Consider the following 19539-nt stretch of genomic DNA (forward strand, 5'->3'; position numbering starts at 1 on the left):
TTCAGATGATGCCGAACAGGATTCCCGCCCCGAGGACCACCAGCGATGTCAGCGCGGCCCACTTGACCACGAACCGCGTGTGGTCGCCGAACTCCACCTTGGCCATGCCGACGAGGACGTAGACGGCGGGCACCAGCGGGCTGGACATGTGCAGCGGCTGGCCGATCAGCGATGCGCGGGCGATCTCCAGGCTGGAGACACCGTGCGCCTGGCCCGCCTCGGCGAGCACCGGCAGGATGCCGAAGTAGAACCCGTCGTTGGACATGAAGTACGTGAGCGGGATGCTCAGCACGCCGGTGACGAGGGCCATGTGCGGGCCCATGCCGTCCGGGACGTTGTCCACCAGCCACTCGGCCATGTGCTCGACCATGCCGGTGCCCTGCAGGACGCCGGTGAAGACGGCGGCGGCGAAGACCATGCCGGAGACGTTGAGGACGTTCTCGGCGTGCGCGGCGAGGCGGGCCTTCTGGTCGGGCATGTGCGGGAAGTTGACGGTGAGCGCGAGTGCGGCGCCGAGCAGGAAAAGGACCGGGATCGGCAGCCACTCCATGATCATGGCGGTGAGCAGGGCGACCGTGAGCAGCGCGTTGAACCAGTACAGCTTGGGGCGCAGGGTGGACCGGTTGGGGTCGAGGCCCTGGAAGCCGTCCTCGGCGGCGGACTCGGGAGCGTCGGCGTCCGTGCCGGAGCCGGAGGCGCCGGTGGCCGTGCGTCCCTTGCCTGTAGCGCCGCCGGAGCCGCCCGCCCCGACGAGCACCGTCTCGGCCTCCTGCGGCTCCAGGACCTCGTCCAGTGTCAGCGTGCCGAGCCGCTTGCGCTCGCGGCGGCCGAGGACGTACGCGAGGGCGAAGACGCCCAGCAGGCCGACGGCGAGGGCGGGGATCATCGGCACGAAGATGTCGCTGGCGTCCAGCTTCAGCGCGGTCGCGGCGCGGGCGGTGGGACCGCCCCACGGCAGGGTGTTCATCACGCCGTTGGCCATGGCGGCGACACCGGTCATCACGACCAGGCTCATCTTCAGGCGCTTGTACAGCGGGTACATCGCCGAGACCGTGATCATGAAGGTGGTGGAGCCGTCGCCGTCGAGGGAGACGATCGCGGCGAGGACCGCCGTGCCGACGACGATGCGGAGCGGGTCGGCCTTGCAGAAGCGCAGGATGCTCCGCACGATCGGGTCGAAGAGACCGACGTCGATCATCACACCGAAGTAGACGATCGCGAACATGAGCATCGCCGCGGTGGGCGCGAGGCCGGTGACGCCGTCGATGACGTAGTCACCGAGCTTGGCGCCCTTGCCGACGAACACGCAGAACAGCGCGGGGATCAGCACGAGCGCCGCGATCGGCGACATCTTCTTCATCATGATCAGGACCAGGAAGGTCGCGATCATGGCGAAGCCGAGGATGGTCAGCATGAGTGGATACCTAACGTTCGCCCTTGAACACCCCCACGGGGGCCGGGGGTGCGTTGACGTTAGGTCGCGTCAAGAACGGTTAACAAGTAGGTGACGTGCGAGCAATAAGCGCAAAATTCCAGGTCAACGGGGTGCGGGAAGAGGCGCGAGCTCGACGGGCACGCCGTTGAGCACCGCGTTGCCCGACAGCGGGTCGAGCAGACTGCCGTCGAGGAGCTGGTTGACGTTGACGCCGGGGTCGAGGGCGGCGTGGCTCATCCGGGTGCCGGGCCGGTCGTGGCCCCAGCCGTGCGGAAGGCTGACGACACCGGGCCGGATGCCGTCGGTGATCTCGACGGGCGCGGTGACCTCTCCCCCGGCGCCCTTGACCCGTACGGGAGCGCCTTCGAGGAGTCCGAGCCGCTCGGCGTCCTCGGGGTGGATGTGCAGGGTGCAGCGGTTGGAGCCGCCGGTGAGGGCGGGCACGTTGTGCAACCAGCTGTTGTTGGACCGCAGATGGCGCCGCCCCACGAGCACGAGCCCGTCGGCGCGTTCGCTCAGTGCCTGCTTCAGGCGCGGCAGGTCGTCCGCGATGGGCCCCGGCAGCAGCTCGACCTTGCCGCTGACGGTCTTCAGCGGCTGCGGCAGCCGGGGCTCGAGGGGGCCGAGGTCGATGCCGTGCGGGTGGGCGAGCAGCTTCTCGAGGGTGAGCCCGTCGGGCCGGGCGCCGAACCCCTCGCCGTACGGGCCGAGGCGCAGCATCATGTCGAGCCGCCGTTCGGGGCCGCTGTCGCCGCTGAGCTGCGCGGCAAGCTCCTTCGGGTCGCGGCCGTGGACGGGCGAGTGGGCCTCGGTGACGGCCTTGCCGAGGGTCTGTCCGATGACGAGGTCGTCGACGGCGGAAGGGTCGGCGCCATGCATGCCCGTCGCGGCGAGCACCAGCCGCGCGAGGATCTCGGTCTCCGCCATGCGGCCGGGCTCCAGCGGGACGGCGGCGCGGGTGTAGCGGACCTGGTTGCGCACGGCGAGCGTGTTGAAGGCGAAGTCGAAGTGCGGTGCCTGGGAGGGCGGGGGCGGCGGCAGCACGACGTGCGCGTGGCGCGAGGTCTCGTTCAGATACGGGTCGACGCTGACCATGAAGTCGAGTGAGCCGAGCGCCTTGTCGAGGCGGTCGCCGTCCGGGGCGGAGAGCACGGGGTTGGCGGCGACCGCTATGACGGCGCGGATCGGGCTGCCCTCGTCGGTGGCGGTGTCGATCTCCTCGGCGAGTGCGGAGATCGGCAGCTCGCCCTTGGCCTCGGGGTGCCGGCGCACCCGCGAGTGCCAGCGGCCGAGCGCGAAGCCGCGGCCGGGTCCGGCGGGCCGGGGCGTCCTGTCGGTGGCCGACAGCGGGAAGAGGGCACCGCCGGGCCGGTCGAGGTTGCCGGTCAGGACGTTGAGGACGTCGACAAGCCAGCTGGCGAGGGTGCCGTGCGGGACGGTGCAGCTGCCGATGCGGCCGTAGACGGCGGCCGTGGGGGCGGCGGCGAGCTCCCGGGCGAGGGCGCGGATGGTGCCGGCGTCGACGTCGCACGCCGTCGCGGCGGCTTCGGGGGTGAAGTCCCGCAGGGTCGCGGCCAGTTCGTCGACTCCCTGGACATGCGGGGCGAGGTCCTTGAGGTCGACGAGCTCTTCCTCGAACAGGACCTGCGCCATCGCCGCGAGCAGCAGCGCGTCGGTGCCGGGGCGGATCGCCACGTGCCGGTCGGCGAGCCGGGCGGTGCGGGTGCGGCGCGGGTCGATCACGGTGAGGGTGCCGCCGCGGGCCTTGAGGGCCTTCAGCCGGCCGGGGAAGTCGGGAGCGGTGCACAGACTGCCGTTGGACTCGAGGGGGTTGGCGCCGATCAGCAGCAGGTGGTCCGTGCGGTCGAGGTCGGGCACGGGGATGGCGTTCGCGTCCCCGTAGAGCAGCCCGCTGGAGACGTGCTTGGGCATCTGGTCCAGCGTGGAGGCGGTGAAGACGCTGCGGGTGCCGAGACCGGCGAGCAGGACGGGCGGGTAGAGGCCGCCGGCCATCGTGTGCACGTTGGGGTTGCCCAGGACGACGCCGACGGCGTGCGGCCCGTACTGCTCGACGACCGGTCGCAGCCCGGCGGCGACGGCGTCGAAGGCCTCCTCCCAGGTGGCCTCGCGCAACTCCCCGTCCCGGCGCACGAGGGGCCCGCGCAGCCGGTCCGGGTCGGAGTCGGCGGCCCCGAACGAGGCACCCTTCGGGCAGATGAACCCCTTGCTGAACACGTCGTCCCGGTCGCCGCGCGCGCCGGTGACCCGGGTGTCCTCGATGGTGAGCGTCAGCCCGCAGGTGGCCTCGCAGAGGGGGCAGATGCGCAGGGCGGTGCGGGACACGGGTCCTCCCGGTGGGACGGTGACGAGGATGACGCACGAACAGGGCGAGCATACCGACCGGTATGCACGCTGGGGAGTCCTCGGACCGCACGGTGACTCCCGCCACAGCGCACCACGGGGCCGGCTAGTCGAGCGCCCTGGCCAGGTAGGCCCGCAGCAGCTCCCGCATCTCCGCGATGATCTTCTCGTCGCCCTCCGCGGACACCCGGAAGGCCAGGTGGACCAGGGTGTCCGCGGTTTCCACCGCGATCAGCAGCGTGCGGCGCAGGGCCTCGTCCGGTTCTCGGCCGAGGTACGCCGACAGCAGTTCGGTCAGGCGGTCGGCGACGCGGTGGTTCGGCTCGGCGTAGCGGGCGCCGACCGGGATCTGGTTGCCGAAGTCGACGAGGGAGAACCCCGGTGCCGTGCGCTTCATGTCCAGGTACTCGTCGAGCATGGCGTCCATGGCGGTGCGCCAGCCGCCCTCGCCCTGCGCCTCGGCCAGGCGGTGGGCGACGCGCTCGGTGTAGCGCTCCAGGTTCCGTTCGGCCAGGGCGTCGACCATGGCCCGCTTGTTGCCGAAGAAGCGGTAGACGGAGCCTATGGGGACGCCCGCGCGCAGGGCCACGGCCCGGGTGCTGAGGGCGTCGTAACCGACCTCGTCGAGCAGGTCGGCGCAGGCGTCGAGGATTCTGGTCAGTCGTTCGGCGCTACGGCGCTGGACGGGCGCGCGGCGCAGCGATGTCGCTTGGGGCACGGGCTTCATCATGCCTTTCCGCCGGGTGCAGGTGAACCTCGCTCCTCTGTACGGGAATCGGTGGCCTCTGCACTCACCGGGCGTGCGCGGAGTTCATCCCGCACTCGCGGGGCTCGGCGTCTGCTGCGCGCCGGACGCCGGGCTCGGGGTCTCGTCCGTCGCGGACACCGTGATGTCAGCCGTGCTCTCCACCGGCTTGCCGTCCACGGCCCAGACCGTCTGGTCGTCCGCGTACAGCCGGGCCGTGACGTGGTGCGTGCCGCGCGGGACCAGCCGGCCGGGCAGGCGGTAGTCCGGGGTGCGCAGCCGGGTCAGGGCGTGGCCGTCCAGGTAGAGCCGGGCCGTGCCGCGGCCCGCCACGGCCACCGGGCGCACACCCGGAGGGGAGAAGCGGAAGCGGCGGAGCGTCAGCCGCACGTCCCAGGCGCCACCCGAGGCCGGCTGCACCTCGATCGCCACCCGGGGCGCGTCCTTCTTGCCGATCTCACGGTAGTGCCGCCCTTCCTCGTCCGTGTCGTCCAGTACCTTGCCCACCGGCGAGGCCGACACCTCGCCCTTCCGCTCGTGCGCCTCGCTGGAGGCGCAGCCCGCCGAGCCGCCGAGCAGGGCACCCACCGCGAGCGCGACGAGCATTCCGCGCGTCCACGACATGCCGGAGAGCCTATTGCGCCCTCCCGGACGACCGGATCCCCCTGAAGTCGGGTTCTCATGTCCCCCGCCAGTCGCACTCGGCCTCCACCCGCTTCTCCACCTCCGCTCCACCCCCTCCCCCCTTGCGCACCCGTCCGCCGAATCCTACGGTGATGCATAGGAATCAGCGACGAGGGAGCGGTGATGAGCGGGGACGCGAGGAAGATCGCGGAGGGGCTGTCCTATCTCTCCGGGTTCGGCAACGAGCACAGCTCGGAGGCGGTCCCGGGCGCCCTGCCCGAGGGCCGCAACTCACCGCAGCGCGCCCCGCTCGGGCTGTACGCGGAACAGCTGAGCGGTACGGCGTTCACCGAGCCGAGGGCGCACAACCGCCGCTCGTGGCTGTACCGGATCCGCCCCTCGGCGGCGCACCCCGCGTTCACCCGTACGGACAACGGCGCCATCCGTACGGCACCCTTCACCGAGTCGGTGCCCGACCCGAACCGGCTGCGGTGGAACCCGCTGCCCGAGCCGCCGCCGGGAACCGACTTCCTGGCCGGCCTGTGGACCCTCGGGGGCAACGGGGACGCCACCCAGCGCTCCGGCATGGCCGTGCACCTGTACCACGCCAACGCCTCCATGGACCGCGTCTTCAGCGACGCCGACGGCGAACTGCTGATCGTCCCGGAGCGCGGCGGGCTGCTGCTGCACACCGAGTTCGGGATGCTGCACATGGAGCCCGCCCATGTGGCGTTGATCCCGCGCGGGGTGCGCTTCCGTGTGGAGCTGCTTGATGAGTCGGCCCGCGGATACGTCTGCGAGAACTACGGCGCACCCTTCCGTCTCCCCGACCTCGGCCCGATCGGCGCCAACGGCCTGGCGAACGCCCGCGATTTCCGGGCGCCCGTCGCCGCGTACGAGGACGTCGACGGTCCGGTGGAGGTGGTGAACAAGTTCTGCGGCAACCTCTGGACGGCCACCTACGACCACTCGCCGCTCGACGTCGTCGCCTGGCACGGCAACCATGTGCCGTACATCTACGACCTGCGCCGTTTCAATGTGCTGGGGACCATCTCGTACGACCACCCGGACCCGTCCATCTTCACGGTGCTCACGTCCCCGTCCGACACCCCCGGTCTGGCGGGCGTCGACTTCGTGGTCTTCGCGCCGCGCTGGCTGGTGGGCGAGGACACGTTCCGGCCGCCGTACTTCCACCGGAACGTGATGAGCGAGTACATGGGCCTGATCGAGGGCGCCTACGACGCGAAAGCGGAGGGCTTCGTGCCGGGCGGCGGCTCGCTGCACAACATGATGTCGGCGCACGGCCCGGACCGCGAGACGTTCGAGAGGGCGAGCGCGGCCGAGCTCGGGCCGCAGAAGATCGACGACGGACTGGCGTTCATGTTCGAGACGCGCTGGCCGGTGACCCTCACCCCGCAGGCCGCCCGGGCGGAGCACCTGCAACACGGGTACGACGACGTGTGGCAGGGCCTCGAACGCCACTTCCGCTCGCCCTTGCACTGAGGACTCCCTACCGGTACGGATGGCCCGTGACCTCCTTCGCCCCCGACTCGATCGTCCTGAACCGCAAGCTGCCGCTCTGGTACCAGGTGTCGCAGTCGCTGCGTGCCTCGATACTCGGCCGCGCGCCCGGGGATCCGCTGCGCCTGCCCACCGAGGAGCAGCTGGCGGGGCACTACGGGGTCAGCGTGCTGACCATGCGGCAGGCGCTGAAGGAACTGGAGGACGAGGGCCTCATCACACGCCACCGCCGGCGCGGCACGTTCATCGAGCCCAGCGCGCAAAGGGGCGCCCCGGTGCGGCTGCTGGGTTCGGTGGACGCGATCGTCGCCCAGCAGTCCGGTATGACGACGGAACTGCTCGACCACGGCGGGCGCCCGGTGCCGGGCGAACTCGCCGAGCACTTCCCGGATCTGGCCGAGGTGGCGACGTACCACCGGCTGCGCAGCGACGAGAAGACGGGTGAGCCGACCAACCACGCCCGCAACTACGTACGTCCCGAACTGGCCGAGCGCATCGACCTCGACGACCTGGTGCGCTGGCCGATGACCAAGGTGCTGCGGGACGTCGTGGGTGCGGACATCAGCCGCATCACGGACACCGTGGAGGCCCGGCTCGCGGACCCGGAGACGGCCCAGCTCCTCCAAGTCCCGCTGCTCAGCCCGATCCTGCATTACACGGGGGTGACCTATGACGGCGACGGGCGCGCGCTGGACGTGGCCGTCATCCACTACCGGGGGGACCGTTTCTCCTTCACGGTCACCCTCGAGGCCACCTGACCACGTCGTACGATGCCCAGCGTGACGCACGACGACGCTCCGCTGCTCGCGGACCTCATGCCGTGGTCCGTCGCACCCCTGCGGCCGGGCCGTGCCTGGCCCTCGGCGCCGGACGCGGCGTCCCTCAAGGCCCGCTGGGACGCCCTCCTGAAGGCCGACGGCCCCGACCGGGAGGCCTTGTTCGAGCCGACGCGCTCGCGCACCCTGCACTCGGCGGTCGGCCGACTGCCCGGCCAGACGAGCGGCACGGAGAAGCTGTCGCGCGCGTCGGGACCCTGTTCGGAGCCGATACGCGTCCTGCTGGCCCCCTTCGACGAGCAGTGGCTGATCCCCGACCACCGCCTGATCGACACCGCGCGGCCGGAGCTGTGGCGGGTGGCGGACGAGCACCAGATCTTCGCCGTGGAGACGGCCACGGACGCGGGCGGCCCCCTCCTGCTCGCGACGTCGCTCCTGCCGCTGGCCCGCCCCGGCCGCATCCGCCCGCTCTACCGCCGCCCCGGAGCCGGGGAACCCAACCTGGCCCCCGGCCTCCTGGAGCACCTGGCGTCCCGCCTCGGCCACTCCCCCACCCCCGTGGACGTCCTGGCGTGGATCATCGCGACGGTGCGCCCCGGTCTCACCGTCCCCCTCACCGCGGACCCCGATCTGTGGACCCGGGGCGTCGAACTGGGCCGCCGCATGCTGTGGCTGATGCGCCGCGACGGCGACCGCCCGAAGCTCCCCGGCGGGCGCCGCCCCTACGTCCGCGCCCCGCTCCCCTCCCGGCCCCTGACCCTCCACTACGACCGTGACGAGGAGACCCTGCACGTGGACGAGGGCCGCATCGCCCCGGTACCGCCTCAGTCCTGGGACTTCGAGGTGGCCGGTGTCCGGGTGCTGGAACAGTGGTTCGCGGCCCGCACGGCGGAGGGAGAGCCGGGCGCGCTGACGGCGATCCGCCCGGGGACCTGGCCGCAGAACTGGACGTCGGAGCTGCTGGAACTGATCACGATCCTGGCCCTGCTGGCGGAAGTACGGCCGCAGCAGGCGCAGTTGAACGTCACGGCGCCCCTCACGGCCACCGAACTGCGCAAGGCGGGGGTGCTGCCGGTACCGGAGGCGGCCCGCCGCCCGGCCTCCGTGCTGGACCACCACGAGGAGGGCCCGGAGGGGCAGTTCGCGCTGATCTAGTGCTGCTTCAGTGCCGGCTCCCGGCCGGATCGAAGGCGTCGAGAACCCTCCCCAGCGTCCGCTCGAACGCGGCTTCCAGATCGACGGGTTCGGAATACCCGGCGAGGGCCGCCGCCATCCGCGGATAGGCGCCGCTCGCCAACTGCGCCCCGAGGTAGGCGGTCCGCACCGCATGCTCCTGCTGCGCCGACCACGGCAGTGACCGGGTGCGTTCCGCGGTGGACAGCTCGGTCCCCGCGTGCATGGTCACGACGGCGTTGATCATCGCGATCAGCTCCATCTTCGTGCCGGAGGGCACGGCGACCGGGTCCAGGCAGGCCAGGCAGTGTTCCAGGTAGCGCAGGGCGTTCGGACTGAACCCGTACACCGGGGACATCAGGCTCGGCAGCCAGGGATGACGGTGCATCAGCGCACGGGTCTGGTGGGCGACCCTCAGCATGTCCGCGCGCCAGTCCCCCGACGGCTCCCACAGCTCGTGCTCGCCACTGACGGCGTCCATCATCAGCTCGTACAGGTCCTCCTTGCGGGGGACGTAGTTGTACAGCGACATCGTGCCGCAGCCCAGCTCCGCGGCGACGCGCCGCATCGAGACCGCGTCCAGCCCCTCGGCGTCCGCGATCCGCACGGCGGCGGCCGCGATGTCGGCCCGGCTGTACCCGGGCTTGGGCCCTCGGCCGGTTCGCTCGGGGCGCGCCCAGATCACTTCGGGTTCGGCCGCTCGGCCCGCCATCGGTCATCACCTCGACCACCATCCTAGTTACGTACACCGTACGTAGTGCGCTATGGTCGACCCATGACTACTACGTACGCTGTACTTAGTGAGGGGCTGGAGAAACGCTTCGGTGAGGTCCATGCCGTCCGTGGGCTGGATCTCGCGGTGGCGCAGGGCACGGTCTGCGGGCTGCTCGGCCCCAACGGCGCGGGCAAGACCACGGCCGTCCGGCTGCTGACCACCCTGCTGCGCCCGGACGCCGGGTCGGCCCGGGTCGCGGGCCACGATCTGCTGCGGGAGCCGGACGCCGTGCGCCGGCGGATCGCCGTCACCGGGCAGTACGCGTCGCTGGACGGCGACCTCACCGGACGTCAGAACCTGCGGCTCTTCGCCCGTCTGCACCGGGTGCGGGGGCCCGCCGAGCGGGCCGGCGAGCTCCTGGAGCGCTTCGGCCTGACCGAGGCGGCCGACCGGCCCGTGTCCACCTACTCGGGGGGCATGCGGCGCCGTCTCGACCTGGCCGCGAGCCTGGTCCACCGCCCCGACGTGCTGTTCCTCGACGAGCCCACCACCGGTCTGGACCCGGCCGGCCGCAACCGCATCTGGGAGGCCGTGCGTGCCCTGAAGGAGCAGGGGACGACCGTGCTGCTGACGACGCAGTACCTTGAGGAGGCCGATCACCTGGCCGACGACATCGCCCTGGTGGACCGGGGCCGGATCGCGCACACCGGCTCGCCCTCGCACCTCAAGGCACTCATCGGCTCCTACGCCGAGGTCGTCGTCGCCCACCGGGACGACCTGACGAAGGCCGCCGGCGTCCTCGACCACCTCACCGGCGCGGAGCCGTCGTTCGACCACGACCGGGGCGCCGTCGGCGCCGTCACCACCGACCCGACCCTCACTCTTCCGCGCCTGGTGCGCGAACTCGACGCGGCGGGCGTGCCGCTGCTCGACGCGAGTCTGCGCCCGCCGACTCTCGACGACGTCTTCCTCCGTCTCACGGCCGGCAAGGAGCTGGTGGCATGACCGCGCTGATGTACGACGGCACCGCGATGGTGGGCAGGCAGCTGCGCAGGGTGCGGAACAACCCCGGGCTCGCGATCCTCAGCCAGACCATGCCGATCACGATGCTGCTGTTCTTCGGGTACGTCTTCGGCAGCGCCCTGGCGATGCCCGGAGCGCAGTACCGGAGCTTCCTGGTGCCGGGGCTGCTGGTGGCGACCGCCGCGGGCGGGGTCATGACCGGGATGTTCCAGGCGGCCCAGGACTCCCACCGGGGCGTGATGGACCGCTTCCGGACGCTGCCGGTGACCCGGGCTTCCGTGCCGGTCGCGCAGGCGGTGGCCGACCTCGTCGTCACGGCCGCCGGGACGGTTCCCCTGCTGCTGGTGGGGCTCGCCGTGGGCTGGCGGGTCGAGGGGTCGGCGGCCGGGGCACTGGGTGCGGTGGGACTGCTGCTGCTCTTCCGGTTCGCGTCGACCTGGATCGGGATCTTCCTCGGGCTGCTCACCCGGAGCGAGGAGGCCGCCGGGCAGCTCGGCGGCGCGACCTTCGTCCTGCCGCTGCTGTCCAACGCCTACATCCCCACGGACAACCTGCCCGGCTGGCTGCGCACCCTCGCCGAGTGGAACCCGATCAGCGCGGTCACCACCGCCCTGCGGGACCTCTTCGGGAACGCGCCCGTTCCCCGGGGAGCCGCCTGGCCGGTGGCGCATCCCGTCGCCGGAGCGCTCGCCTGGTGCGCGGTGCTGATCGCGCTGTTCGCACCGCTCGCCGTCCGCCGTTACGCGCGGCCCCGGTGACCGCCTGCTGACAAGGACGCCGCCGGCGGGTCATGATCCCGCCCATGGACCGTCTGCCGCTGCCCTTGGAGGGCATCACCGTCGTCGCCGTCGAACAGGCCGTCTCGGCCCCCTTCGCGACCCGTCAGCTCGCCGATCTCGGTGCCCGGGTCATCAAGGTCGAGCGGGTCGACGGCGGCGACTTCGCGCGCGGCTACGACACCGCCGCCCGCGGCCTCGCCTCCCACTTCGTGTGGTGCAACCGAGGCAAGGAGTCGATCGCGCTGGATCTGAAGGACCCCCGCGGACTGGCCGTCCTGCGGCGGCTGATCGCGGACGCGGACGTGTTCGTGCAGAACCTCGCGCAGGGGGCCGCGGCTCGGCTTGGCCTGGACGCGGCCGCACTGTGCGCCGCCCATCCACGACTGGTCGCCGTGGACATCTCGGGATACGGGGCGTCGGGGCCGTACGCGGACAAGCGGGCCTACGACATGCTCGTGCAGTGCGAGGCGGGACTGGTGTCGGTGACCGGCACGCCGGAGCAGCCGGTCAAGGCGGGGATCCCGGCGGCCGACATCGCGGCGGCCATGTACGCGTTCTCGGGGGTGCTCGCGGCGCTCGTGCGGCGGGGCACCACCGGGCGCGGCGGGCCGGTGGAGGTCTCGATGCTGGAGGCGCTCGCGGAGTGGATGGGGCATCCGCTGCACCACGCGATGCACGACGGCACTCCCCCGGCGCGTACCGGCCTCGCGCACGCGGTCATCGCGCCCTACGACGCCTATCCGACGGCGGACGGCGGGCGCGTGCTGCTGTCCGTGCAGAACGACCGGGAGTGGCGGCGGCTCGCCGAACAGGTGCTCGGGCAGCCCGAGCTGGCGGACGATCCGGCGTACGCCACGAACGCGGCGCGGGTCGCCCACCGGGACCGCACGGACATGCTCGTCGGCAAGGCGCTGGGCGCGCTGGACGCCGACGAGGCGATGACCCGGCTGGAGGGCGCGGGCATCGCGTGCGCGCGCCTGAGGGACCTGTACGAGGTGGCGGAGCACCCTCAGCTGGCGGCCCGGGAGCGGTGGCGGGAGGTGGGGACACCGGTGGGGCCGCTGCGGGCGCTGCTGCCGCCGATCACGCTGCCGGGCGGTACGGAGGCGCGGATGGGGGACGTGCCCGCGCTCGGGGAGCACACCGAGGCGCTGCTGCATGCCGTGGGGATGACGGACGAGGAGATCGCAGCGCTGCGCCGGGACGGTGTGACGGCCTGAGCGCGGGCCTTGAGGGAACGCGGGTGACGCTCAGCGCCCGCCGAACAGCGAACGACGCAGCCGGCGCAGCGGTGCGAAGAGCGAGACACCGCTCATGCGTCCGCCCCTGCCGCTACGGCCGTGCGCGGCGTCACGCGCGGTGAGCTCACGCATCAGCGAGGTCGCCTCGGCCGCCTCGCGCTGCGGGACGGCGGGGCCGGCCAGCACCGAGAGATGGCGGTCGAGACGCGAACTGGTCGCGCTGCTCCCGCAGGTGATCGCAGGGACCCTGGCCCTGCTGCGCACTGTTATCTGTTCCATGTCACTCCCCACCCGTACGAGTCCACCCGGCCCGGGCAGAGTAACCCTATCGCTCTCTCGTGGCACGCGTGTATCGCGGGCACAGGATTCACCTTCCCCGTAAGGGCGTTGACGAACCGTTGACGACTACCCTCCGAAACCGACGGAGTGCAGGGCGAGTTGGACAACCGGCTGGCCGGTGGGCCGAGGTGACCCCCCGTCGGGTTCGACGGTCACGGCGAGTGACGTCGCCGACTTGGTCAGACCGCTCGCGACCAGGGGCGTGTCGCCGTCGAAGAGCCCGAGGGAGCGCGGTGGCACGCCCGGGCGCATCAGCCAGAGCTGGTGCACACGGCCGCCGGGCGGTGCGCCCAGTCCGCGGAGCGTGACGACGGCGCGCCCCTCGGATGCGGAGGCGATCACTCCGATTCCTTGGCCCCTGGCATCCCGGTCGCTGGTCGCACGGGCGTCCGGGGCGGCCAGAACGTGGGCGATCTCACGTGCCTGGGCGCGCTCGGCGTCGAGTCGGTCCTGCGTCCGCGTGGCCTGCACGGCGAAGAGCGCGGCGACGACGAGGGCCGCCGCGGCCGTGGCGGTGGCCAGCGGGGCGAACAGGGGGCGCAGCCGGGGCGCACGGGTGCGCGGCGGCGGTGGCGCCGTGCCCCAGACGTGCGGCGGCAGGTGCGGCTCATGGGCGCGGGACGCTCCCTGCACGGGCGCGGGGTCCTGCGGCGTGTTCCGTACGGCGGTCAGGACCCGGTCGCGCAGGCCGGGCGGGGCCAGGGCCGTGGTCGACCAGGCGAGCCGCACCGCGTCCTCGGACAGGTCCCGCACCTCGGCGGCGCAGCGGTCACAGCCCTTCAGATGCCTCTCGAAGCGGACGCGTTCGGCGGGCTCGAGGGCGTCCAGGGCATAGGGCGCGGCCAGGGAGTGCAGGTCCTCGCGGCGCAGCAGTCGGCCGAGGATGCTCATGCGACACCTCCCAGGCACTGGCGCAGCCGGGTGAGTCCGTCGCGCATCCGCGTCTTGACCGTGCCGAGCGGCAGTGAGAGCCGCTCGGCCACCTCACGGTACGTGTAACCGTCGTAGTAGGCGAGCGTGACCGACTGGCGTTGCAGGGCGGTCAGGCGGTCCAGGCAGCGGCGCACCCATTCGCGCTCCAGGCCGGCCTCCACCTCCTCGGCGACCTGGTCGAAGGCGGTGTGGTGGGCGCGCCGGGCCTCGCGCTGCTCGCGTTCGCCGGCCGCGCGGGCGCTGCGCACCCGGTCGACGGCGCGGCGGTGGGTGAGGGTGAGGATCCACGACAGGGCGCTGCCGCGACGGGGGTCGAACTTGGGGGCGGAGCGCCACAGTTCGAGCAGCACCTCCTGGGCCACCTCCTCCGACTGCGCCGGATCCCGCAGGATCCGGCGGACCAGGCCGAACACCGGCCCTGACACCAGTCCGTACAGCTCCTCGAAGGCCTTCTGGTCGCCTCCGGCCACGAGCACCAGAAGTTCGTCCGCCTCCACTCGTACCCCCCTCACCGACGCCGTGCACGGCATGCTCGCTCCACTGGGCGTTCGCTGCTGACTCCCATTCGGAAGAGATACGGATCAGCGGGCCCGAAACGCGGGTGGCGCAGGCAGGAAAAGTTTTTTGGGATCCGACCAAGCCGTTCGGGCGATCGCTCCGTATCCCTGTGCGTCAGGCAAGTTGGCACTGAGGACGGACGGCATGACACCTATCTCCAGGAGCGGCGTGGGTCGTAGGGGTATCGCGACCCTCATCTGTGGTGCGCTGGCCGCGGGCGGGCTCGCAGCCGCCGGCGTGACCGCGCTGGAACCGGGGGCGGCCTCCGCCTCCTCCCACCGGGAGGCCCCGCTGATCTCGGGGCAGCCGCAGTACGACAACACCGACCTGTACGCGTTCGTCAGCCCGGACAAGCCGGACACGACGACGATCATCGCGAACTTCGTCCCGTTCGAGGAGCCGGCGGGCGGTCCGAACTTCTACACGTTCGCGGAGGACGCGCAGTACGACCTCCACGTCGACAACAACGGTGACGCGCAGAGCGAGCTGATCTTCCGCTACACGTTCAAGACGCACGTCAAGAACAAGAACACCTTCCTCTACAACACGGGTCCGGTCGACAGCCTCAAGGACCCCGACCTGAACGTCACTCAGACCTACGACATCGACCTCATCAAGCTGCACAAGCAGAAGGTGATGGCGAAGACGAGGATCGCGGACAACGTGCCGGTCGCCCCGTCGAACGTCGGCAAGGCGTCGATGCCGGACTACGGCAAACTGCGCGACGAGGCGGTGTACAAGCTCGCGGGTGGGGCGACGACCTTCGCCGGGCAGGCCGACGACCCGTTCTTCGCGGATCTGCGGGTCTTCGACCTGCTGTACGGCGGGAACCTCTCGGAGGTCGGAAACGACACCCTGAAGGGCTACAACGTCAACTCCCTGGCCCTCCAGGTGCCGAACGACCTGATCCGCGAGTCGTCGTACCAGCCGGTCGTGGGCATCTGGGGGACGGTCCAGCGCAAGGACGCGCGCGGGCACTGGTCGCAGGTCTCGCGGCTGGGCAACCCACTGGTCAACGAGGTGGTCAACCCGCAGAAGGACAAGGACAAGTTCAACGCGTCCTCGCCGTACGACGACGCCCAGTTCCTGAAGAACGTGACGAACCCCGAGCTGCCGAAGCTCATCGAGGCGATCTACAAGATCAAGGCGCCGTCGGAGCCGCGCAACGACCTCGTGGACGTGTTCCTCAAGGGCGTGAAGGGCCTCAACCAGCCGCCGTACGTGCGGCCGGCGGAGGAGCTGCGGCTCAACACCTCGATCAAGCCCAGCATGCACCCGAAGCGGCTGGGCGTGCTGGACGGCGACAATGCGGGCTTCCCGAACGGGCGCCGGCTCACGGACGACGTGATCGACGAGGCGCTGCAGGTCGTGGAGGGCGAGCTGGTCGGCTCCAAGAACGACCTGGGCGACGGTGTCGACGAGAACGACCAGAAGTTCGGGCACTCCTTCCCGTACCTCGCCCAGCCGACGTCCGGGTCGCGCGGCCCGCTGGCGAAGGGCACCGGCAACAGCGTGCGCAACCAGCTGGGTGACGGACTGCAGGCGACGGGTGCCGGCACGAACACCACGCTGATCGCGACGTCCGCCGCCGGTGGCGTCGTGGGAGCCCTGTTGATCGGCACCGCCCTGATGTGGTGGCGCCGCCGCACCCGCTACCGCGCGTACTGACGGCCGGTCGCCGTCCCCCGAACCGGCGCGGCCCGCACTTCCCCGTCCCCCACGGCGCGGGCCGCGCCGCCCCGTTTTCCGCCCAGCAGATCGAGGAGAGGGCATGTCCCCGCGTAGGAACGACAACGCGCCGGAGACCGGCCACGGCGGCCACGAGCAGGCCGCCCCCGGGAGGCCGACGCTCCGGCCCGCGGAGACCGGGCCCGAGAAGGCCGTCAGGGAGGCCTGGGAGCGCGCCTTCGGCGCCGGGGGCACCGACGCGCCGGACGGACGAGCCGACGACACGGGCCCGGCTCCGACCCCGACGGCCGACTCCGCCCGGGACGGCGCTCCGGTCACCGAGTCGGCCGCGCCGAAGGCCGAGGAGGCGGCCAGCGGGGCCCGTACGACGGACCCGACGCCCGAGAGGCAGGCATCGGCCGACACGCAGGGCGGCGGACAGACGGCATCTTCGCCGCCGGCCGACGACACCGAGGCCACGGAGGTTGCCGAGGCGACCGAGGCCACGGACCAGGGCCTGGCGGGCGGCGGGCTGGGCGGTGACGGCACCGGGCACGGCGTCGCCGAGGCCCCCGAGACCACCGAGGCCACCGAGGCCACCGAGACCCCCGAGGCCCAGGCCGCCCCGGCAGCAAAGTCCCCCGGCGCAGCCGACGAGCGGGTCGCCGCCGTGCGGCGGTTCTCCGCCGCCGGACGGCGGTGGCGGGGTGTGCAGCTCGTGGTCTGTGCCGCTTCCCTGGCCGTCGCGCTCACCGCCGGGGCCGTGGTCGTCGGGGCCGTGCGGGACAGCGGTACGAGCGCTGTCGCCTCGACGCCCGGCGGGGTGTCGCCCGAGCTCCTCGCCGGCGGCGATCTCGACAGCGGCATCCGGGCGCTGCAGGCTCACCTCCGCGCCCAGCCCCGCGACTACGGCAGCTGGGCCACCCTCGGCCTCGCCTACGTCGAGCAGGCCCGGACCAAGGGCGACCCCTCCCGCTATCCGCAGGCCCAGGCCGCGCTGGAGCGTTCGCTGCGGGTCCGGCCGGACAACGACGCCGCGCTCGCCGGCCGCGCCGCCCTCGCCGCCGCCCGGCACGACTTCACCGGCGCCCTGGACCACGCGGACCAGGCCCTGCGGCAGAACCCGTACAGCGAGCGCGCCCTGTGCTCCCGTATCGACGCCCTCGTCGAACTCGGCCGCTACGCCGACGCCTCGAAGGCCGCCGACCTGGCCGACGCCCGCCACCCGGGCGTCCCCGTCTTCACCCGCTACGCCTACGTCCACGAACTGCGCGGCGACGTGGGCACCGCCCGTCGCGTCCTGGAGCAGGCCCTGGCCACGGCCACCTCCCGCGGCGACATCGCGTACGTCGCCACCGCGCTCGGTCAGCTCGCCTGGAACCAGGGCCAGTACAGGACCGCCCTCGACTTCTACGCCCGCGCCCTCGCCGCCGACGACACCTACCTCCCCGCCCTCGAGGGCCGCGCCCGAGCCCAGGCCGCCCAGGGCGACACCGCCGACGCGGTCCGCGGCATGGAGCAGGTCGTGGAGCGGTATCCGCTGCCCCAGCCCCTCGTGGAGCTGGGAGAGCTGTACGAGGCGCGCGGCGCGTCCGGCGACCCGGACAAGGCCCGCGACCAGTACGCCCTCGTCGACGCCTGGGTCTCACTGGCCCGGGCCAACGGGGTGGACGCGGACCTCGACACCGCTCTCGCCGCCGCCGACCACGGCGACCGCGCGGCCGCGTTGAAGGCCGCCCGTGCCGAGTGGGCACGCCGCCACACCGTGCACACCGCCGACGCCCTCGCCTGGGCCCTGCACGTCAACGGCCGTGACCGGGAGGCCCTTCCCTACGCCCGTCAGGCCACGGCCACCGGCTACCGCAACGCGGCCTTCCTCTACCACCGCGGCATGATCGAGCACGCCGCCGGCGACACCGACCAGGCCCGCGCCTCCCTCACCGCCGCCCTGAAGCTGAACCCCGGCTTCTCCCCGCTGGGTGCGCGCCAGGCCCGTGAGGTCCTGGAGGCGATGCGGTGAACTCCCGTCGTATCGCCGCCTGTGGCGCGGCCCTCCTCACGGCCCTGTGCGCGCTCGTCCTCGGCCCCGCCTCCGCCGCGAGCGCCCACCCGCTCGGCAACTTCACCGTCAACCGCTACGACGGCCTGGTCGCCGCGCCCGGGCAGATGCGCGTCGACCACGTCGAGGACCTCGCCGAGATACCCGCCACCCAGGCCAGCCCCGACATCACCAGGCTCGGCCTGACCGCATGGGCCCGGCAGCGGTGCGCGCAGGCAGCCGAGGGCAGCACGCTCACCGTCGGCGGACACCCGGCCCCGCTGAGCGTCCGTACCAGCAGCGCCCAACTGCGGCCGGGGCAGGCGGGGCTCCACACCCTGCGTGTGGAGTGCCGGCTGACCGCAGCGCTGCCCGAGGGCGACACCCTCGCCGTCGGCTTCCACAGCGCCGGCGCCACCACCGGACCCGGCTGGAGCGAGATCACCGCGCGCGGCGACCGTATGACGCTGACCGCGTCCGACGTGCCGAAGGCATCCGTGTCCCGCGAGCTGACCAGCTATCCGAAGGAGTTGCTCTCCTCACCGGCCGACACCGTCAAGGCCTCGCTCCGGGTGCGCCCGGGAGGCCCCGCCCTGGCCGACGACCAGCGGGACGCGCCCGCCGCCTCGATCCTTCCGCGCGGCGCGGACCGCTGGACGCGCGCGCTGGACAACCTGGTCGCCCGCCACCACCTCACGCTCGGTTTCGCCGCGCTCGCCCTGCTCGTCGCCGTCGGCCTCGGCGCGATGCACGCACTCGCGCCGGGCCACGGCAAGACCCTGATGGCGGCGACGGCGGCCGCCCGCGGGGGGCGGGCCGGGCTCCGGGACGTGCTTCCGCTGGCCGCGTCGGTGACGGTCACCCACACCCTGGGCGTGGTCGCCCTCGGTCTGCTGGTCACGGCCGGTTCGGCGGCGGCGCCGTCGGTGATCGCCTGGCTGGGGATGGCCAGCGGCGCGCTTGTCACCCTGGCGGGCGCGTCCCTCGTACGCCGGGCCTGGCGCAACCGGGGCCACGGGCACGACCACGGACACGGACACGGGCATGCGCACGACCACGGACACGGGCATGCGCACGACCACGCACACGCACACGGCGACGGGCACCCCGATGAGCACGACCACGAGCAGGAACATCACGCCCACGGTCATGCCCACGGTCACGGACACAGCCACACCCACTCCCACGGCGGTATCCCCCACACCCACCCCACCGCCCCCACCCTCCGCGGCACGATCCTCCTCGGCTTCGCCGGCGGGCTGGTCCCCAGTCCCTCCGCCGTCGTCGTCCTCGTCGGTGCAGCCGCGCTCGGCCAGGCCTGGTTCGGGCTGCTGCTCGTCGTCGCGTACGGCGTCGGGCTCGCCCTGACCTTGACCGCGGCAGGGTTCGCCGTGGTCAAGCTGGGCAGCGGGATGAACCGCCTCCTGGACCGGCGCCCGCGCTGGACCCAGAACCCGGCGGCCGCCCTGGTGCGCAGGACCGCACCTCTCGGATCCGCCTTCGTGGTCCTCGCGCTGGGCGCCGGACTGGTGTTCAAGGGGGCGGCATCCGCACTCGGTTGAGCTACTTTTGGGGAGAAATCACGCGGAGTGGATACGTGGATACATCGC

The 19539-nt window shown here is 72.4% G+C and carries 17 protein-coding genes; 9 read left to right on the forward strand and 8 right to left on the reverse strand.

Translation table 11 applies throughout. From position 1 onward, the window contains the following. Nucleotide 1: 1 nt before the first annotated feature. The 4 genes from SY2F82_RS24950 to SY2F82_RS24965 all read right to left on the reverse strand — a co-directional run bounded on the left by SY2F82_RS24950 (nucleotide 2) and on the right by SY2F82_RS24965 (nucleotide 5165). A complete protein-coding gene (locus tag SY2F82_RS24950) occupies nucleotides 2-1414 on the reverse strand; it encodes a CitMHS family transporter (RefSeq protein WP_200421401.1) in 1413 nt (470 codons plus the stop codon). Between the two features lie 123 nt (nucleotides 1415-1537). Next, the gene (locus tag SY2F82_RS24955; RefSeq protein ID WP_200421402.1) at nucleotides 1538-3778 is read right to left on the reverse strand and encodes a molybdopterin oxidoreductase family protein; all 2241 of its coding nucleotides are present in this window, start codon (nucleotides 3776-3778) and stop codon (nucleotides 1538-1540) included. A 124-nt stretch (nucleotides 3779-3902) separates the two neighbouring features. Then, complete coding sequence (locus SY2F82_RS24960; protein WP_200421507.1) at nucleotides 3903-4523, reverse strand: TetR/AcrR family transcriptional regulator; 621 nt, start codon at nucleotides 4521-4523, stop codon at nucleotides 3903-3905. Nucleotides 4524-4607: 84 nt separating this feature from the next. After that, nucleotides 4608-5165, reverse strand: a complete 558-nt coding sequence (locus SY2F82_RS24965) for a hypothetical protein (protein WP_200421403.1) — start codon at nucleotides 5163-5165, stop codon at nucleotides 4608-4610. A 183-nt stretch (nucleotides 5166-5348) separates the two neighbouring features. On the opposite strand from SY2F82_RS24965, the gene hmgA reads away from it, so the two are divergent. Genes hmgA through SY2F82_RS24980 form a run of 3 tightly spaced genes read left to right on the forward strand, consistent with a single transcriptional unit; the run spans nucleotide 5349 to nucleotide 8617 of the window. Continuing rightward, nucleotides 5349-6668, forward strand: a complete 1320-nt coding sequence (gene hmgA / locus SY2F82_RS24970; RefSeq protein ID WP_200421404.1) for a homogentisate 1,2-dioxygenase — start codon at nucleotides 5349-5351, stop codon at nucleotides 6666-6668. A 26-nt stretch (nucleotides 6669-6694) separates the two neighbouring features. After that, entirely contained in the window at nucleotides 6695-7444 is a 750-nt protein-coding gene (locus tag SY2F82_RS24975) for a GntR family transcriptional regulator (protein WP_200421405.1), read from the forward strand. Nucleotides 7445-7456: 12 nt separating this feature from the next. Beyond that, nucleotides 7457-8617, forward strand: coding sequence for a type ISP restriction/modification enzyme (locus tag SY2F82_RS24980; RefSeq protein WP_200421406.1), 1161 nt, complete (start codon nucleotides 7457-7459; stop codon nucleotides 8615-8617). A gap of 7 nt (nucleotides 8618-8624) precedes the next feature. Here the strand turns inward: SY2F82_RS24980 and SY2F82_RS24985 are convergent, their stop codons facing one another. After that, the gene (locus SY2F82_RS24985) at nucleotides 8625-9347 is read right to left on the reverse strand and encodes a TetR/AcrR family transcriptional regulator C-terminal domain-containing protein (protein ID WP_200421407.1); all 723 of its coding nucleotides are present in this window, start codon (nucleotides 9345-9347) and stop codon (nucleotides 8625-8627) included. 63 nt (nucleotides 9348-9410) lie between these two features. Between SY2F82_RS24985 and SY2F82_RS24990 the strand changes: the two genes are divergently transcribed. From SY2F82_RS24990 to SY2F82_RS25000, 3 genes are read left to right on the forward strand one after another with little or no spacing between them, the layout of a single operon-like run. Then, nucleotides 9411-10355, forward strand: a complete 945-nt coding sequence (locus tag SY2F82_RS24990) for an ATP-binding cassette domain-containing protein (RefSeq protein ID WP_200421408.1) — start codon at nucleotides 9411-9413, stop codon at nucleotides 10353-10355. Further along, the gene (locus SY2F82_RS24995) at nucleotides 10352-11131 is read left to right on the forward strand and encodes an ABC transporter permease (protein WP_200421409.1); all 780 of its coding nucleotides are present in this window, start codon (nucleotides 10352-10354) and stop codon (nucleotides 11129-11131) included. Before SY2F82_RS24990 ends, SY2F82_RS24995 begins: the two co-directional genes overlap by 4 nt. 44 nt (nucleotides 11132-11175) lie before the next feature. After that, the gene (locus SY2F82_RS25000) at nucleotides 11176-12372 is read left to right on the forward strand and encodes a CaiB/BaiF CoA-transferase family protein (RefSeq protein ID WP_200421410.1); all 1197 of its coding nucleotides are present in this window, start codon (nucleotides 11176-11178) and stop codon (nucleotides 12370-12372) included. A 30-nt stretch (nucleotides 12373-12402) separates the two neighbouring features. Here SY2F82_RS25000 and SY2F82_RS25005 read toward each other — a convergent pair whose 3' ends face one another. The 3 genes from SY2F82_RS25005 to SY2F82_RS25015 all read right to left on the reverse strand — a co-directional run bounded on the left by SY2F82_RS25005 (nucleotide 12403) and on the right by SY2F82_RS25015 (nucleotide 14162). Continuing rightward, on the reverse strand, nucleotides 12403-12672 hold the full coding sequence (locus SY2F82_RS25005) for a hypothetical protein (protein WP_200421411.1): 270 nt from the start codon (nucleotides 12670-12672) through the stop codon (nucleotides 12403-12405). Nucleotides 12673-12798: 126 nt separating this feature from the next. Then, nucleotides 12799-13623: an anti-sigma factor domain-containing protein gene (locus tag SY2F82_RS25010; RefSeq protein ID WP_200421412.1), complete on the reverse strand. Its 825-nt coding sequence runs from the start codon at nucleotides 13621-13623 to the stop codon at nucleotides 12799-12801. Next, entirely contained in the window at nucleotides 13620-14162 is a 543-nt protein-coding gene (locus SY2F82_RS25015; protein ID WP_200421508.1) for a sigma-70 family RNA polymerase sigma factor, read from the reverse strand. The genes SY2F82_RS25010 and SY2F82_RS25015 overlap by 4 nt, the downstream gene beginning before the upstream one ends. 205 nt (nucleotides 14163-14367) lie before the next feature. Between SY2F82_RS25015 and SY2F82_RS25020 the strand changes: the two genes are divergently transcribed. The 3 genes from SY2F82_RS25020 to SY2F82_RS25030 all read left to right on the forward strand — a co-directional run bounded on the left by SY2F82_RS25020 (nucleotide 14368) and on the right by SY2F82_RS25030 (nucleotide 19491). Beyond that, a complete protein-coding gene (locus SY2F82_RS25020) occupies nucleotides 14368-15891 on the forward strand; it encodes a DUF4331 domain-containing protein (RefSeq protein ID WP_200421413.1) in 1524 nt (507 codons plus the stop codon). Nucleotides 15892-15994: 103 nt separating this feature from the next. Then, the gene (locus SY2F82_RS25025; RefSeq protein ID WP_200421414.1) at nucleotides 15995-17911 is read left to right on the forward strand and encodes a lipopolysaccharide assembly protein LapB; all 1917 of its coding nucleotides are present in this window, start codon (nucleotides 15995-15997) and stop codon (nucleotides 17909-17911) included. Then, nucleotides 17908-19491 (forward strand): sulfite exporter TauE/SafE family protein, encoded by a 1584-nt coding sequence (locus SY2F82_RS25030; protein WP_200421415.1) that lies wholly within the window; start codon nucleotides 17908-17910, stop codon nucleotides 19489-19491. The genes SY2F82_RS25025 and SY2F82_RS25030 overlap by 4 nt, the downstream gene beginning before the upstream one ends. The last annotated feature ends 48 nt before the right edge of the window (nucleotides 19492-19539 follow it).

The sequence above is a fragment of the Streptomyces sp. Y2F8-2 genome (assembly GCF_014905555.1).
Taxonomy (GTDB): Bacteria; Actinomycetota; Actinomycetes; order Streptomycetales; family Streptomycetaceae; genus Streptomyces; species Streptomyces cynarae.